General features: G+C 46.6%; 15 protein-coding genes. 10 read left to right on the forward strand and 5 right to left on the reverse strand.

Annotated features, from left to right (window positions below; translation table 11 throughout):
• Window positions 1–3: 3 nt before the first annotated feature.
• The 3 genes from R4537_RS14475 to zipA all read right to left on the reverse strand — a co-directional run bounded on the left by R4537_RS14475 (window position 4) and on the right by zipA (window position 4666).
• Complete coding sequence (locus R4537_RS14475) at window positions 4–1089, reverse strand: porin (RefSeq protein WP_071178539.1); 1086 nt, start codon at window positions 1087–1089, stop codon at window positions 4–6.
• Window positions 1090–1596: 507 nt separating this feature from the next.
• Complete coding sequence (gene ligA / locus R4537_RS14480) at window positions 1597–3606, reverse strand: NAD-dependent DNA ligase LigA (RefSeq protein ID WP_071178540.1); 2010 nt, start codon at window positions 3604–3606, stop codon at window positions 1597–1599.
• Window positions 3607–3769: 163 nt separating this feature from the next.
• A complete protein-coding gene (gene zipA, locus R4537_RS14485) occupies window positions 3770–4666 on the reverse strand; it encodes a cell division protein ZipA (protein WP_071178541.1) in 897 nt (298 codons plus the stop codon).
• Window positions 4667–4895: 229 nt separating this feature from the next.
• Between zipA and cysZ the strand changes: the two genes are divergently transcribed.
• From cysZ to crr, 5 genes are all read left to right on the forward strand, one after another.
• On the forward strand, window positions 4896–5648 hold the full coding sequence (gene cysZ / locus R4537_RS14490) for a sulfate transporter CysZ (RefSeq protein ID WP_071178542.1): 753 nt from the start codon (window positions 4896–4898) through the stop codon (window positions 5646–5648).
• Between the two features lie 122 nt (window positions 5649–5770).
• Window positions 5771–6739: a cysteine synthase A gene (gene cysK, locus R4537_RS14495; protein WP_071178543.1), complete on the forward strand. Its 969-nt coding sequence runs from the start codon at window positions 5771–5773 to the stop codon at window positions 6737–6739.
• 297 nt (window positions 6740–7036) lie between these two features.
• Window positions 7037–7294: an HPr family phosphocarrier protein gene (locus R4537_RS14500; RefSeq protein ID WP_000273061.1), complete on the forward strand. Its 258-nt coding sequence runs from the start codon at window positions 7037–7039 to the stop codon at window positions 7292–7294.
• Between the two features lie 133 nt (window positions 7295–7427).
• Window positions 7428–9149: a phosphoenolpyruvate-protein phosphotransferase PtsI gene (gene ptsI, locus R4537_RS14505; RefSeq protein WP_071178544.1), complete on the forward strand. Its 1722-nt coding sequence runs from the start codon at window positions 7428–7430 to the stop codon at window positions 9147–9149.
• 108 nt (window positions 9150–9257) lie between these two features.
• Entirely contained in the window at window positions 9258–9767 is a 510-nt protein-coding gene (gene crr, locus R4537_RS14510; RefSeq protein ID WP_071178545.1) for a PTS glucose transporter subunit IIA, read from the forward strand.
• 124 nt (window positions 9768–9891) lie between these two features.
• Here crr and R4537_RS14515 read toward each other — a convergent pair whose 3' ends face one another.
• Complete coding sequence (locus tag R4537_RS14515; RefSeq protein WP_071178546.1) at window positions 9892–11055, reverse strand: 2-octaprenyl-3-methyl-6-methoxy-1,4-benzoquinol hydroxylase; 1164 nt, start codon at window positions 11053–11055, stop codon at window positions 9892–9894.
• Window positions 11056–11308: 253 nt separating this feature from the next.
• Here R4537_RS14515 and miaB point away from each other — a divergent pair, with 253 nt between their 5' ends.
• The 5 genes from miaB to lnt all read left to right on the forward strand — a co-directional run bounded on the left by miaB (window position 11309) and on the right by lnt (window position 16868).
• A complete protein-coding gene (gene miaB, locus R4537_RS14520; protein WP_071178547.1) occupies window positions 11309–12733 on the forward strand; it encodes a tRNA (N6-isopentenyl adenosine(37)-C2)-methylthiotransferase MiaB in 1425 nt (474 codons plus the stop codon).
• Between the two features lie 67 nt (window positions 12734–12800).
• A complete protein-coding gene (locus R4537_RS14525) occupies window positions 12801–13904 on the forward strand; it encodes a PhoH family protein (RefSeq protein WP_071178548.1) in 1104 nt (367 codons plus the stop codon).
• A complete protein-coding gene (gene ybeY / locus R4537_RS14530; RefSeq protein ID WP_071178549.1) occupies window positions 13901–14365 on the forward strand; it encodes an rRNA maturation RNase YbeY in 465 nt (154 codons plus the stop codon). Before R4537_RS14525 ends, ybeY begins: the two co-directional genes overlap by 4 nt.
• Before the next feature lie 69 nt (window positions 14366–14434).
• Window positions 14435–15310, forward strand: a complete 876-nt coding sequence (gene corC / locus R4537_RS14535; protein ID WP_071178550.1) for a CNNM family magnesium/cobalt transport protein CorC — start codon at window positions 14435–14437, stop codon at window positions 15308–15310.
• Between the two features lie 40 nt (window positions 15311–15350).
• Window positions 15351–16868, forward strand: a complete 1518-nt coding sequence (gene lnt, locus R4537_RS14540) for an apolipoprotein N-acyltransferase (RefSeq protein WP_032480693.1) — start codon at window positions 15351–15353, stop codon at window positions 16866–16868.
• Between the two features lie 58 nt (window positions 16869–16926).
• Here lnt and R4537_RS14545 read toward each other — a convergent pair whose 3' ends face one another.
• Window positions 16927–17397, reverse strand: a complete 471-nt coding sequence (locus R4537_RS14545) for a zinc ribbon-containing protein (RefSeq protein WP_032480694.1) — start codon at window positions 17395–17397, stop codon at window positions 16927–16929.
• Window positions 17398–17478 lie beyond the last annotated feature (81 nt).

Raw genomic sequence — 17478 nt, forward strand, 5'->3', positions numbered from 1 at the left:
TGATTAAAAGTAGTATTCCATGCCTAACAAGAAGCGGGTTTGGTCATCACCTTTCGCATTGCCCAGCATGTCGTAGTTGCGAATATCAAAGTACATAACCGCTGATGGATCCATCACATATAGTGCACGAGCAGTAATTGCTTGGCTATCGGTGTTTTCTTGAGTTACACCACCTTCTTTAGCTTTAGTAGTTGCTGCATAACCAGTTTTAAATAGCCACTCAGATGTTGCCCAGTAAGCCAAAGTTGCAGAGTAAGCATCTTGCTTTTTCTCAACATTATTGACTTCATTAGTCATATGCTTCCAAGCCGCAGTCAAGCTTAACTTGTCTGTGATAGACACGTTACCACCAAGTAAGTAGTAAGCCTCTTGAGCCTCTTTCGCTGGAGTATCATCACCTTTCTTCGGATTGCCATCTTTATCTAAGGCCCACTCACCAACTTTAGCCGCAGTCTTCTCTTTAGAGCCTAAATAAGCACCACCGTGAAGGCCAAAACGCTCAGCATTATAGGCTAATGCGAAGCTGACTACGGCATTATCGGTTGAGCTATCCATTTTGCTAGCTGATAGAGAGTATTTGAAACCACTGTAGTCAGCTGAATCAAAACGAATCACATGGTCCGCACGATCTTGATAGCCAGCACCAATAGCATTGTGCCAGTCAAATACGTTACCTAAACCTGGGTTTGAGTGTGGCCAGTCGACATAGTCATAAATCGATACTAGCTGACGACCTACTTTCACCGCACCAACGCCTTCAAAATCAAGACCTAAGAAGGTATCGCGTCCACCAAAGCGTCCCCAACCTGCATCCCAACTCGCTGCACGGTTAGCATTGCCTGTTTCGATTTGCCAAATAAAATCTGGTCCAAAGTTATTGAATGACTGCTTACCACGTAAACCAATACGGGATTCGATTTCAACGCCTACAGTATCGTCTTTTGCACTATCACGTTTGCTTTCAAAATAAAGGTTACCAGCCGCTTGGCCGTAAAGCTGTACGTTATCAGTAAGCTGAGCCGCTTGAACACCTACGGCTGCCATCGCTACTGCTGCACCCAGAAGAGTACGTTTAAACATTTTGTCCATGGATAACTCCTAAAAATGGATATAGCTGTTTTTTGAGTTTCTCCCTTAAGTTGGCCGCCGAAGGGAGAAGTCATTTCCTTTTCGAGTATCGAAACCGATTCTCTTAGTTGTTGGCACACTAACCGTGTATCCATGTCTGTAGACTAACTCTCGGTTAGAAAACATCAATCAGAACTTAATTTTTATCTAAAAAAATATGAGCCACGGCAAACTTCTGGGGAGTAAGTGATCGAGATCCAATTATTACTAGCGAAAAGCCAAGTCAAACTTAAATAACTGATAAATATAAATTTTTATTATTGGTTAATGTCTTTTATTTGAAATGCGTCGAATAAAAACAAAATGATGGATGACTTTTAAAAACAATAAAAGTTCTGAATTTGATATAAATTGGCGAGTTGTTTTTGAGCAAAAATAAACCCCAGCATAGACTGAGGTTTAGACTTAGGATAATCAAGAAGTTCAATCTGTTTATAAAAAACACAACCGAAGCCACACGAAATGTGCTTATTTTAAAAATTCGATCAGAGCTTGCTCATCGAAGACTTGGATACCCAACTCAGCCGCTTTGGCGAGCTTAGAACCTGCTGCTTCTCCTGCAAAAACCATATCCGTATTTTTTGATACGCTCCCCGTAACCTTAGCACCTAAAGCTTGTAGTGCGGCTTTCGCATCATTACGAGACAATTGAGTAAAACTGCCGGTTAACACAACAACTTTACCCGCGATAGCAGAGTTTACCGCCACAGGCGCAGCCGTAAGCGCCGGCCATGTGATGCCTTGTTCTAGCAGTTCATTGATCACTTGTTGGTTACGGTCTTGCGCAAAGAAGGCCTGTAAATGGCTTGCGACAACCACGCCGACATCAGGAACTTCGATAAATTGTTCTAAACTCGCTTGTTGTATCGCTTCCAAGCTTAAAAAGTGCTGAGCCAAATTGAGTGCAGTAGCCTCGCCGACTTCACGAATACCCAGTGCATATAAAAACTTAGGTAATGTGGTTTGCTTAGCTTTATTGAGAGCATCAATCACATTCTGCGCCGATTTGGGGCCCATTCGCTCCAAAATCGTGAGCTCTCCTGCTCTTAACCGGAATAAATCCGCAGGTGTACTCACCATTTCTCGGTCAACCAGTTGCTCAATCACTTTATCGCCTAAGCCTTCTACATCCATGGCCTTGCGAGAAACAAAATGCTTCAATGCCTCTTTGCGCTGAGCTTGGCAAATCAGTCCACCGGAACATCGAGCAACCGCCTCTCCTTCAACCCGTTCAACATCCGATTGACACACTGGGCAACGAGTAGGAAATACAATGGGTTTGGCATTCTCAGGGCGTCTCTCTAACACCACAGAGACGATTTGTGGGATGACATCCCCAGCACGGCGGATCACCACCGTATCTCCAACCATCACTCCCAAACGCTCAATCTCATCGGCATTATGTAATGTGGCATTACTCACCGTAACTCCACCGACAAACACAGGCTCCAACTTAGCAACCGGGGTAATCGCGCCCGTACGACCTACCTGAAATTCAACATCATTGAGCAAGGTGAGCTCTTCCTGCGCAGGAAACTTATAGGCAATCGCCCAACGTGGCGCTCTAGCTACGAAACCCAATCGCTCTTGCAACTGAATATCGTCAACCTTGATGACGACGCCATCAATCTCATAAGCCAAAGACTGGCGACGTTGCAAAATATCTTGATAAAAAGCTTTGACTTCGGTGAGAGAAGTTACCAGTTTGGTTTCTGGACAAATCGGCAGCCCCCAGCCCTTTAGTTGTAAAAAACGTTGATAATGGCTAGTCGCTAACTCTCGCCCTTCAATAACGCCAACGCTGTAAGCATAAAAAGCCAGTGGACGTTGGGCGGTAATTTTGGAGTCGAGTTGACGTAGGCTTCCCGCCGCCGCATTACGAGGGTTAACAAACTGCTTTTCACCTTTTTTTAATGCTCGTGCGTTAAGTGCTTCAAACCCCGCTTTAGGCATAAACACTTCACCGCGCACTTCAAGGCGAGTTGGAAAATCTGCGCCTTGCAGGCGTAAAGGGATTGCTTTAATGGTACGTACATTTTCTGTGATGTTTTCGCCGGTCGTACCATCACCACGAGTCGCCGCGCGGGTCAGAACGCCATTTTCGTATAGTAAACTGACCGCCAAGCCATCCAGTTTCGGCTCACAACAAAAGGCACTGTGCTGTACCGCTGGGAGCCTATCCGTCATACGGCGATAAAAGCTTTCTAATTCACCATCATCAAAGGCGTTATCGAGCGATAACATCGGAATTTCATGCACGACAGATTCAAATGCATCAAGCGGACGTCCTCCGACTCGTAAACTGGGCGAGTCCGAGCTCATCAATTCTGGATGAGCTGCTTCCAATTCCAGCAGCTCGCGCATTAAGCGATCGTATTCTGCATCCGGAATGGTGGGGGCATCTTCTACGTAATAGCGGACACCATGTTCATGCAGGATTTGTCTTAGTTCAGTTAATTTTTGTTCTACATTAGACATCGTAATTCTCTCGAATGATGAAAAAAGGCTCCGCTAGGAGCCCTCTTATTCTATTTCCAGCCAACGTTGGCGGTGATTGCAACCAATATTGGCCTATCTACATTATTTCGCCGCATACTGTTGTTTCGTCGCATACTGTTCATTTTTTATCGCGGTGAGTGACCTAAATAAAAGAACTCGACGATGCTTTGCTAGTACCCATTTTAAATTCTTGAATTTGTTTGCGGTAAGCATCAAGACGATTAGGGGTCATTAAGTTACGAGCATCGTCCAACACATGCCCACCAAGATCATCGGCAATTTGTTGAGCGGTTTTGAGCATCAACTTGAAGTTTTGCTCAGGATCGCCAAAACACGGCAGTGTCATGAAAAAGGAGATACCTTTGGTTGAAAAGTCCGCAGGATCATCATGCATCAGCGTACCAGGTTGCATCATATTCGCGACACTAAACAACACTTTCCCCGTTCCAGAGAGATCCGCGTGGCGATGGAAAATATCCATTTCACCAAACAACAAACCATTTTGCTGCATGCTATCGAACAGTTTGGTTCCGATAAAAGGCTGGTTACTAGCACAGTGTACATTGAGCACAATCACATCCAGCTTTTCTTCCTGTGGCTCTTGTACCTCAATCTCGGTCACCGCTGCAGGTTGCACCTTAGTCATTGGCACATTTGGCGCAGCTCTAGGCATCTCGACCTGAGGTTGAACCTTTCTAGGTTGAGGTTGGGATTGAGGCTGAACCGGAATACGCTCTTCCTCATCATCCTCATCCTCGTCCAGTTCATCATGAGGCGCGAAATCAAAAATCAAAGGATCATGCTGTTGATTCGGAATACCAAAATCAGGCTCTTTACGATCCTTACGGATGATTTCGAAATCGTCTTCTGCCACGAAGGCACGTGAAGGCGGATCATCACTTTCGACTTTTATCTTGCGCAGAGGTTTATCCCCAAACTTGGACTTTCCCTCTTTTTTGCTGGTCCACAGACCATGAAACAGCAACGCCGCTATCGCCAACGCGCCAACAATTATCAATACGAATCGCAGTTCCTGCATCTTAAACTCTCAGTATCCCGTTTGATGTTCTGAGCTCTAGCGCCCGACAGGACGTTTATCAGGGTGTGTTTTTGACTTGTCGGGGTACTTTACCAAAACTCTCGTTGAATTTAGAACAACTTAATGTGAGAAGTTGAAAAGATGACGCGTTTTTTGCAGTTTCGTCATTTCACTTCAGTATCAATCAAGTACAATCTTCACTCGCTTAATCAAGGAGAATACCGTTTTTATGCAGATCAGCTCACGTTCCGGGTTCGGCTATTTCTCTTACGGCATACGTTTGGCGTTAACACCAGGCATACGTCGGTTCGTTGTTCTTCCACTGCTGGCTAACATTATTTTAGTCGGCGGTGCTATGTACTATTTATTCAGCCACTTAGACACTTGGATCAGCAAGTGGGTAGGACAATTACCTTTGTTTCTCTCTTGGCTAAGTTATGTACTTTGGCCGCTATTAGCATTAACCATTCTCGCTACTTTTTCCTATTTTTTTAGTACGTTAGCCAACTTTATTGCTTCGCCATTTAATGGTCTATTGGCCGAAAAGGTGGAGCAGCATCTATCGGGTGAACGCATCGGGGAGGAAGGAGTCTGGGCATTGGTCAAAGATGTTCCTCGTATACTTAACCGTGAATGGCGTAAACTGCTTTACGTGCTTCCCAAAGCGCTTGGCTTATTCCTGCTATTACTGATCCCAGCGCTTGGGCAAACCCTAGGCCCTATCGCTTGGTTCCTGTTTACGGCTTGGATGCTGGCGATACAGTATTGCGACTATCCCTTCGATAACCACAAAATCACCTTCCATGATATGCGTAACACTTTGAAACAAAATCAAAGTAAGGCCTATGGGTTTGGTATGTTGGTCGCTTTTTTCACGAGCATTCCGATTGTGAACCTCTTCATCGTCCCAATTGCCGTGTGTGGCGCGACGGCGATGTGGGTGATGGAATTTAAGATACAACACTCCCCTCTGCGCCAATAACAAGCACCACATAAGTTATAACTTTTTAATCCTTTTCGCTTAGTGAATATGAACTTATTCTCTGTCCATATTCACTAAGTATTCACGCACAATCACTGCGTAACGAATGAAGGAACATCGCCATGAGCAAAATCTACGAAGACAACTCACTGACTATTGGTAACACTCCACTAGTGCGCTTAAACAAAGTCTCTAACGGTAAAGTGCTGGCTAAGATTGAAGCACGCAACCCAAGCTTCAGCGTAAAATGCCGAATCGGCGCCAATATGATTTGGGAAGCCGAAAAGCAAGGCAAACTCAAACCTGGTGTTGAATTAGTAGAGCCAACAAGTGGTAATACTGGTGTTGCCCTAGCGTTTGTTGCTGCAGCTCGTGGTTACAAGTTGACTCTGACCATGCCTGAATCAATGAGTTTAGAGCGTCGTAAGCTACTCAAAGCACTTGGCGCTAATTTAGAACTGACTGAAGCAGCAAAAGGCATGAAAGGCGCGATTGCGAAAGCAGAAGAGATTGTTGCCAGCAACCCAGAAAAATATTTGCTCCTCCAGCAATTCAATAACCCAGCCAACCCGCAGATCCATGAAAAGACCACAGGCCCAGAGATTTGGGATGCAACAGATGGTCAAATTGATGTATTTGTTGCTGGTGTAGGTACTGGCGGCACATTGACGGGTACCAGTCGCTACATCAAAGGCACTCAAGGTAAAGCCATTCTTTCTGTTGCGGTTGAACCGGCTGAATCACCGGTCATCACACAAGCGCTGGCGGGAGAAGAAATCAAACCTGCGCCACATAAAATTCAAGGTATCGGTGCTGGTTTTATCCCTGGTAACTTAGATCTAGGCTTGATTGATCGTGTTGAGCGCGTCACCTCAGACGAAGCGATTGAAATGGCTCGTCGTCTGATGGAAGAAGAAGGCATTCTCGCGGGGATCTCTTCTGGTGCTGCGGTTGTTGCCGCTAACCGAATCGCACAACTCCCTGAATTTGAAGGAAAAACCATAGTCACCGTGTTACCAAGCTCCGGTGAACGTTACTTGAGTACAGCCCTGTTTGCAGGCATTTTTACTGATAAAGAAAACCAGCAGTAATACGTGGTTAAATCAAATTTTCGTTTAAAAAAGCCCCAGTCAGGGGCTTTTTTGTTGATCCCTGCCTCACCTTTGGTAATATCGGCATGTTTTATTTTTAGCTTCAAAATAAAGAAGCAGACGGTTTACGCTCAATTGCTCAAATTGCAAAAAATAGCAAAGGCGATTGATAAAATTTTGACCAGTCTTAGTTCTAACACGAAAAGCCTGTGACAGTGCTAGCACAAAGCAGTTTATGCGGTTAAGCTAAATCTGGTTAACAAACTTACAAAAAATAAACTCATTGGGGTATAAAACATGTACGAGAAGCAAGTAGAAATCACTGCAGAAAACGGCCTTCACACTCGTCCTGCTGCACAGTTTGTTAAAGAAGCAAAAGCCTTCGATGCAGACATCACTGTGACTTCTAACGGTAAAAGTGCAAGCGCGAAAAGTCTGTTCAAGCTGCAAACGCTAGGTCTGGTAAAAGGTACTGTAGTTACTATCTCTGCCGAAGGCCCTCAAGCAAAAGAAGCTGTTGAGCACCTAGTTGCTCTGATGGACCAACTTCACTAATCCGGTCTTCCTTTCAAAGCCATTTTGTTAACGCAAAATGGCTTTGTTGGAAATAACCCGAGAAATACGCTAAACGTTACGATTAGCGATTGTCCACTCTCCCGTTTACAGTTGACCAGTTTAAGGTAAGGCTATGATTTCAGGCATTCTAGCATCTCCAGGTATTGCTATTGGTAAAGCATTACTTCTTCAAGAAGATGAAATTGTCCTAAACACAAACACCATTTCTGACGATCAAGTAGAAGCCGAAGTTGAGCGCTTTTACACTGCGCGTGACAAATCTTCTGCGCAGTTAGAAGTGATCAAACAAAAAGCACTTGAAACTTTTGGTGAAGAAAAAGAAGCCATCTTTGAAGGCCATATCATGTTGCTTGAAGATGAAGAGCTAGAAGAAGAGATTTTAGCCCTCATCAAAAAAGAAAAAATGTCTGCCGATAACGCGATTCATACCGTTATCGAAGAGCAAGCCACTGCGCTTGAATCTTTAGACGATGAATATCTCAAAGAACGTGCAACAGATATCCGTGATATCGGTACACGTTTTGTGAAAAACGCTCTGGGCATGCACATCGTATCGCTGAGCGAGATCGATCAAGAAGTTGTCCTTGTTGCCTACGATTTAACGCCTTCTGAAACTGCGCAGATTAACCTGAACTACGTTCTCGGTTTTGCATGTGATATCGGTGGCCGTACCTCTCACACTTCCATCATGGCTCGTTCTCTAGAGCTGCCAGCGATTGTCGGTACTAACGACATCACTAAGAAAGTGAAGAATGGTGACATTTTAATTCTGGATGCAATGAACAACAAAATCATTGTCAATCCAACTCAAGCACAAATTGAAGAAGCCAAAGCGGTTAAAGCGGCTTTCCTAGCGGAAAAAGAAGAGCTCGCTAAGCTGAAAGATCTTCCAGCAGAAACGCTAGACGGTCATCGCGTTGAAGTATGTGGCAACATCGGCACCGTGAAAGACTGTGACGGTATCATCCGTAACGGTGGTGAAGGTGTCGGCCTATACCGTACTGAATTCCTGTTCATGGATCGTGATGCCCTGCCAACAGAAGAAGAACAGTACCAAGCCTACAAAGAAGTCGCGGAAGCGATGAATGGCCAAGCGGTTATCATCCGCACCATGGACATCGGTGGCGACAAAGACCTGCCGTACATGGATCTCCCAAAAGAGATGAACCCATTCTTGGGTTGGCGTGCCGTTCGTATCAGCTTAGATCGCCGTGAAATTCTACGTGACCAACTACGCGGTATTCTACGTGCCTCTGCACACGGTAAACTTCGCGTTATGTTCCCGATGATCATTTCAGTAGAAGAAATTCGTGAGCTGAAAAAAGCGATTGAAGAGTACAAAGCTGAACTGCGCGCCGAAGGTCATGCTTTCGATGAAAACATCGAAATCGGTGTGATGGTAGAAACGCCAGCTGCAGCAGCGATTGCTCATCACTTGGCGAAAGAAGTCTCTTTCTTCTCTATCGGTACTAACGATTTAACTCAGTACACCCTAGCGGTAGATCGTGGTAATGAGATGATCTCTCACCTCTACAACCCACTCTCTCCAGCGGTTCTGACCGTGATCAAGCAGGTGATTGATGCTTCTCACGCAGAAGGCAAATGGACTGGTATGTGTGGTGAATTAGCGGGTGACGAGCGTGCAACTCTGCTCCTACTCGGTATGGGTCTGGATGAGTTCTCTATGAGCGGCATCTCGATTCCAAAAGTGAAGAAAGTGATCCGTAACGCCAATTATGCACAAATTAAAGCGATGGCTGAAGAGGCGCTTGCCCTGCCAACGGCTGCAGAAATTGAAGCTTGCGTAGATAAATTCATCGCAGCGAAAGCGTAATTATCGGTTGATACCAAGGAGATAGGCGATGAAAATAGTCGTCTATCTTTAGTGATTGGTATACTATACTTCGACAGAACAAATTTAAAACGTTAGGAGCATGACACAATGGGTCTGTTTGACAAACTTAAGAAGCTAGTCTCTGACGACAGCGCTAACGCAGGTGCAATCGACATCATCGCACCTCTTTCTGGTGAAATTGTAAACATCGAAGATGTACCAGATGTGGTTTTCGCTGAGAAAATCGTTGGCGACGGTATCGCGATCAAGCCTGCTGGTAACAAAATGGTAGCTCCTGTTAACGGTACTATCGGCAAAATCTTCGAAACCAACCACGCGTTTTCTATCGAATCAGATGACGGCGTTGAGCTGTTTGTTCACTTCGGTATCGACACTGTTGAGCTGAAAGGTGAAGGCTTCAAGCGTATTGCTGAAGAAGGCCAATCAGTGAAAATCGGCGATACTATCATCGAATTCGATTTGGCACTGCTCGAAGAGAAAGCGAAATCAACTCTGACTCCTGTTGTTATCTCTAACATGGATGAAATCAAAGAGCTGAACAAACTTTCTGGTTCAGTGAGCGTAGGTGAAACACCGATCCTGCGTGTAACTAAGTAATCGCTTGGTTCGATTTAAAAAGTTCGATGTAAAAAACGCTGCCCAGTGCAGCGTTTTTTGTTTTTACAGTCTAGCCTTTTGACATAACCAATAGCGCCTAACTAGCACTCATCTCAAACAACATTCAATTCGTAAAACCAAGGGCATAACGCAGCACTTGCGTTTTCAGTGGGCCAGAACGCTCAGCTAATGCCAGCGCAGCATTACGCAGAAACTTCACTGGTGTTATTGAGTTACTGAAGGTTTTGTAGAACAAGTCCATCCCCGTTTGCATCAGTAAATTATCGGGACGACGGCAACGTTCATAGCGTTCAAAAGATGCCTGATTTAACGCCTGCTCTTGAGTTTGCGCCAGCAACACGGATACATCTTTAAAGCCCAAATTGACGCCCTGCCCTGCTAATGGGTTTATGGTGTGTGCTGCATCCCCAATCAAAATACAGCGATTTTTCACATACTGCTGAGCATGACGGCGAGTTAATGGGAAAGCGCCATGTTGCAACACTTTAATATTCCCCAACTCGGCCGGAAAATACTGCAGAATTTCGCTACGCAATTGCTCCGGATTAAGACCGCTGAGCTTGCGAATACGCTGCGGTGTGTCATACCACACCAAAGACGCCTGATTGCCGCCCAAAGGTAAGTAGGAGCGCGGCCCTGTTGGAAAAAATTGCTGCCACGTGGTTTCTTGTTGGATCTGCTCCGTCTGCACATTAATCAACATACAGTGTTGACGATAATCCCACGCCGTTACGCCGATATGTGCGAGTTGGCGCACCTGGGAATTTGCGCCATCCGCACCGATTACCCAATCACACTCAATTTCAGCGCCCGATTGCAAGGTAACACGGCATCCCTCTGCACTCACATTCAACTGCGCCAATTGCTCGGGACACATTAAGGTCAACTGCGGATAAGCTGCAAATTGCTGCCATAGTGCTAATTGAATGACTCGGTTTTCTACCATATAACCTAATTGTGGCAACCCGAGCGACTCGCAAGAAAAACGCGTTCGACATTCTGGGTGTTCCCACGTTTCTAAGTGACGATAAGGACAAGCGCGCATACCAACAATACTTGACCAAGCCCCCAGTTCTTCTAGCAGTGCTACCGAGGTTTGCGAAATCGCAGAGACACGTACATCCATAGGCTGACTGGGCTCAAAAGCGTGCGGCGCGCCAGAATCAATTAACGCAACCTTGCGTCCTTGGCGTGCAAAGCCCAGTGCAGCAGCCGCGCCCACCATGCCGCCCCCCACTACGAGGATGTCAAATTTGTTGCTACTCATACCTTTTCCCACCCAGTATTTTCTCTTCACGGCATTGTACGGAGTAAGGGAAATATTGCGACATTTTTTACGTTAAAACCTTGCTCGGAATAAGGTAAAAAGCCAATCACAACAAGGGTTACAAGAGAATTCCGCCAATTACTAGTCAGTCGGTTTTTAAAGCAGTACAATACGCCGCTTACCGCCGAGAGGGCGGCTAGAATGTGAGCTACAGCTCAAATGATTGAAGAACTATTGAACGAGCGAAAGTGAGATGAGTAAGAAACTGCTAATTAAAACTTGGGGCTGCCAGATGAACGAGTACGATTCATCGAAAATGGCTGACCTGCTTAATGCTGCAAACGGCTATGAGCTGACAGAAATACCCGAGGAAGCTGACGTTTTACTCCTAAACACCTGTTCGATTCGTGAAAAGGCGCAGGAAAAAGTGTTCCACCAACTCGGTCGTTGGAAAAACCTGAAAGACAAGAAGCCAGGTGTGGTGATCGGTGTCGGTGGCTGTGTTGCTACTCAAGAAGGTGACTCGATTCGTGATCGCGCGCCTTATGTGGATGTCATCTTCGGCCCACAGACGCTGCATCGTCTGCCAGAAATGATTAAGCAATCGCAAACCAGCGACGCGCCCGTGATGGATATCTCTTTCCCTGAGATTGAAAAATTCGACCGTCTGCCAGAGCCACGTGCGGAAGGCCCAACGGCGTTCGTTTCTATCATGGAAGGCTGCTCAAAATACTGTACTTACTGCGTAGTGCCTTACACTCGTGGTGAAGAAGTCAGCCGTCCTATGGACGATGTCCTGTTCGAGATCGCTCAACTTGCCGAGCAAGGGGTGCGTGAAGTTAACCTGCTGGGTCAAAACGTCAACGCTTACCGTGGTGCCACTCACGATGGCGGCATTTGCTCTTTCGCTGAATTACTGCGTTTGGTCGCCACCATTGACGGCATCGACCGTATCCGCTTTACCACTAGCCACCCACTCGAATTTACCGATGACATTATTGCAGTGTACGAAGACACGCCTGAGCTCGTGAGCTTCCTGCACTTGCCAGTACAAAGTGGTAGTGATCGCATTCTGACTATGATGAAGCGTCCACATACGGCGATTGAGTACAAATCCATCATCCGTAAGCTACGTAAAGCGCGCCCAGATATTCAAATCAGCTCTGATTTTATCGTTGGCTTCCCAGGCGAATCCGACAAAGATTTCCAAGACACCATGAAGCTGATCCGCGATGTCGATTTCGACATGAGCTTTAGCTTTATTTTCTCACCTCGTCCAGGCACACCCGCCGCTGACTATCCTTGCGATCTGTCGGAAGAAGTGAAGAAAGAACGTCTGTACGAATTGCAACAGCAGATCAACAGCCAAGCTATGCGTTATTCACGCCTGATGCTGGGTACTGAACAGCGTATTTTGGTTGAAGGCCCATCGAAAAAAGATCTGATGGAGCTGCGTGGCCGTACTGAAAATAACCGTGTAGTGAACTTCGAAGGCTCACCGGATCTGATCGGTCAATTTGTTGATGTGAAGATCGTTGACGTTTTCCCGAACTCACTGCGCGGTGAACTGCTGCGTACCGAACAAGAGATGAATCTGCGTATCGCGACCTCTCCCTCTGAAATGAAAGCGAAGACTCGCCGCGAGGATGAGATTGGGGTTGCTACATTTACTCCTTAATCTCGTATACACTGTCAATAAGCGTCCGGTCACAATCGGACGTTTATTGACATACTGAGAGGCAAATTTGAGCAATAAAATCATAACCTTAGAAATCAATCTAGAACCATCCGATAACCACCGACTCGCCAGCCTATGCGGTCCTTTTGATGACAACATCAAGCACCTTGAACGTCGCTTGGGTGTCGAAATCAACTACCGCGGCAACTTCTTCACTATCGTGGGTCAACCTCATACTGCCGCTGCTGCACTCGACATCATCAAAACACTTTACGTTGAAACGGCTCCGGTGCGTAGTCAGATTACCGATATTGAACCTGAGCAAATTCACCTTGCCATCAAAGAATCCGGCGTACTTGAACAACACAGTGAATCCAGCATTGCTCACGGCAAAGAAGTGTTTGTCAAAACCAAAAAAGGCGTGATCAAACCGCGGACACCGAATCAAGCTCAATACTTGATGAATATGGTGACCCATGACATCACCTTTGGTGTTGGCCCTGCTGGTACCGGTAAAACTTACCTTGCGGTCGCGGCCGCTGTGGACGCGCTTGAGCGCCAAGAAATTCGCCGAATTCTATTGACTCGTCCAGCGGTTGAAGCAGGCGAAAAGCTCGGTTTTCTGCCGGGTGATCTAAGCCAAAAGGTCGACCCTTATTTGCGCCCGCTTTACGATGCTCTGTTCGAAATGCTTGGTTTTGAGCGGGTAGAAAAACTGATTGAGCGCAATGTGATTGAGGTCGCTCCACTGGCGTACATGCGTGGTCGTACCTTAAACGATGCGTTTATTATTCTCGATGAAAGCCAAAACACGACCGTTGAACAGATGAAAATGTTTCTGACACGGATTGGTTTTAATTCGCGCGCCGTCATTACTGGTGACGTGACGCAAATCGACTTACCGCGCGGCGCGAAATCCGGTCTGCGCCATGCGATTGAAGTTCTCAATGAAGTCGATGAGATAAGCTTTAACTTCTTCCAAGCTGACGATGTGGTGCGCCACCCAGTGGTTGCCCGTATCGTTAACGCTTATGAAAAGTGGGAAGCGCAAGATCAAAAAGAGCGCAAAGAGTATGAGCAGCGTCGTCGTGAAGAACGTGAAAATAAATTACTCGAAATGCAGCGCGCGGAAATGACGCTAAGCCACAACAATGAGTCGAATCCCTCATGAGTATTGAACTGGATTTGCAATTGGCAGTCGAAGATGAACATGGGCTACCAAGTGAAGCGGAGTTTGCGTTGTGGCTCACTCGAACCATCACACCGTTTCAGCCACAAGCTGAGGTGACGATTCGGATTGTCGATGAAGCAGAAAGCCATGCGCTGAATTTGAACTACCGTGGTAAAGATAAACCGACCAATGTGCTGTCTTTTCCATTTGAAGCTCCTCCGGGGATGGAAATGGATCTGCTTGGCGACTTGGTGATTTGCCGCCAAGTCGTTGAGCGTGAAGCGATTGAGCAAAATAAGCCTTTGCAAGCACATTGGGCGCATATGGTTGTACATGGCAGCCTGCATCTGCTAGGTTATGACCACATCGAGGATGATGAAGCCGAAGAGATGGAATCTCTCGAAACCGAAATTATGCAAGAGATGGGTTTTACCGACCCATATCTGGCAGAAAAAGAGTAACCCTTATCCTTTTTGATAAGGCCGATGTGAGCTATCACACATCTGATAGCGTTAGTGAATTGAGACATAATGAACGAAGACAATTCTCAGAATTCGGAAGGTCCGAGTAGAAAGTCCTTCTTTGAACGCCTAAGTCAACTTTTTCAGGGAGAGCCGAAAGATCGCCAAGAGCTGGTCGATGTCATTCGCGACTCTGAAGTCAATGACTTGATTGACCATGACACCCGCGACATGCTCGAAGGTGTCATGGAAATCGCCGAAATGCGCGTGCGCGATATCATGATCCCACGCTCACAAATGGTCACTATCGATCGTACTCACAACCTAGATACTTTGGTTGCCATCATGACGGATGCGCAGCACTCACGTTATCCAGTGATCAGCGAAGATAAAGACCATGTGGAAGGCATTCTGCTTGCGAAGGACTTACTCAAATATCTAGGCTCTAACTGTGCCCCATTCAACATCCAAGAAGTGATCCGCCCTGCGGTCGTAGTTCCGGAAAGTAAACGGGTTGACCGTCTGCTCAAAGAGTTCCGTGAAGAGCGTTACCATATGGCGATTGTGGTGGATGAGTTTGGTGGCGTTTCTGGCCTAGTCACCATTGAAGATATTCTGGAAGAGATCGTCGGCGACATCGAAGATGAATTCGACGACGAAGAGCAAAAAGACATTCGCCAACTGAGCAAACACACCTTCTCGGTGAAAGCGCTCACCACGATTGAAGATTTTAACCACACTTTCGGCACCAAATTCAGTGACGAAGAAGTGGATACGGTCGGTGGTTTGGTGATGACGGCATTCGGACACTTACCCGCACGCGGTGAAGTTGTAGATATTGCAGGCTACAACTTCAAAGTGACTGCGGCGGATAGTCGCCGAGTGGTGGCTCTTCAAGTAACCGTTCCTGATCTGGAAGCGCTTTCGCACGTTGCGCAAGAGTAATCCCCACCCTCTTACTAAGTAAGAGTAAAGAAAAGAGACGATGAACAGCGTATTATCTCATCGCCTAATGCGGCCGCTTGCGGCCGCTTTTGTTGGCGTCATAACTCCTCTGGCTTTTGCCCCGTATCAATTTTGGCCTTTGGCTCTACTCAGTCCATTTATTCTACTGCTTCTGCTTCACCAACAAAGTGCAAAGCGAGCCGCTTTGATTGCTTATCTCTGGGGCATTGGTCAATTTGCAGTGGGTATCAGTTGGGTACATGTCAGTATTGATACCTTTGGTGGCATGCCAAAAATCGCCAGTCTGTTTTTAATGACTCTATTGGTCGGCTATCTGGCGCTTTATCCAAGCCTTTTCGGCTGGCTACTTAATCGCTTGTTTCCGAACAACTCACGCAGTAAATGGTTATGTGCCGCCCCAGCTTTGTGGCTGATTACCGATTGGCTACGTGGTTGGGTGATGACGGGTTTTCCTTGGCTGTGGCTCGGTTACAGTCAAATTGATAGCCCTCTTGCCAACTTTGCCCCTATCGGTGGCGTAGAGCTCATCACGTTGTTACTGCTGTTTTGTGCTGGTAGCTTAGCTTATGCCGTGCTTAACCGCCGTTGGCTGATGGCTTGCATCCCTCTTGTGGTTTACGCAACCGGTTATGGCCTCCAAGCCATGCAGTGGGTCACCCCACAAACGGAGCGCACAGCCTCACTGGCCTTGATTCAAGGCAATATCGAACAGGGATTGAAATGGCTGCCCAACCAGCGCTGGCCAACCATCATGAAATACACCGATCTTACTCGGGAAAACTGGGATGCCGATGTGATCATTTGGCCAGAAGCGGCTATCCCCGCTTTTGAATATGAAATCGCTTCATTTCTGCATAATCTTGATGCTGCGGCTCGCATGAATCAAAGCGCGGTGATTACTGGCATCATCAATCAAAGTGAAAATAAGCAGTACTTCAATAGCGTGCTGACCGTCGGTGAAACGCCTCATGGAGAATACCGTTATGACCTGACTCAGCGCTACCATAAGTACCACTTGTTGCCTTTTGGCGAATTCGTGCCATTTGAAGAGATCCTGCGTCCATTGGCGCCATTCTTTAATTTGCCGATGTCCTCATTTAGCCAAGGGGCTTACGTGCAACCGAATTTGATTGCGAAAGGGTTCGCGTTTGTCACCGCACTCTGCTACGAAATCATCTTCAATGAGCAGGTACGCGATAATGTGACGCCGGAAACCGACTTCCTACTGACGCTTTCAAATGATGCTTGGTTTGGTCGTTCGATAGGTCCACTGCAACATATGGAAATCGCTCGCATGCGAGCCTTAGAATTGGGCAAGCCGCTGATCCGCGCCACCAACAATGGCGTGACGGCCGTCACCGATGAGCGAGGACATATTACGGCTCAATTACCACAATTTGAAACTGGCGTGCTAAAAGCAACGGTCACCCCGACTCGCGGTAGTACACCTTACTTCCTATGGGGCACAACGCCACTCTACCTTTGGGTAGGCTTAGCGATTGGGTTCGCTTTCTGGCGCCAGCGCAGGGCTAGATAAGTAAAAGCAAAACGGGAAGTTTAACTTCCCGTTTTTTATTGCAACACTTTCCTTCCAACTAGGGTTTAAGTGGTTGACGACTAAAGGCTTTACCACCACATCGCGAACAAGGTTCAATTTCCGTCGGGTGATTAAACTCGTTTTTATGGCCGCATTGGTCACAGATCAACACCCCCAAGCCAATCATGTCACCCGCCTGATACAAGCCTTGATGTTCTAAATCAGCAAATAGCTCGACCCATTCAACTTTGGTGCGGTCGGTAATATCCAGTAGCCCCTGCCAGATGGAATTGGTGAGCATCAGATAGAATGGGCTGCTTTTGCTTTGCTCAAAACTTTGCGAAAACTCTTTAAGGTCCGCTTTAACATAAGCGGAGATCAACGCAAGCTCATCCTTGGTCAGTTCATTCGCCGCATCGACGTATTTCGCAGAGGATTCAACGATCTCATTCACACCATCGGGACTGTGTTTGAGTGTTTCTACTACCTCTTCCAGTAAGGCTTCATAACTTGCTTTCTGTTTTGGCATCTCTCACCTCTCTCAAGCCTAACGGCTGCGGGATAATCCCCAAGCGACTTGAAGTCGCCGCTTCAAGTAGGAAGGGTATAG

Source organism: Vibrio paracholerae (assembly GCF_037672085.1).
GTDB classification, from domain to species: Bacteria; Pseudomonadota; Gammaproteobacteria; order Enterobacterales; family Vibrionaceae; genus Vibrio; species Vibrio cholerae.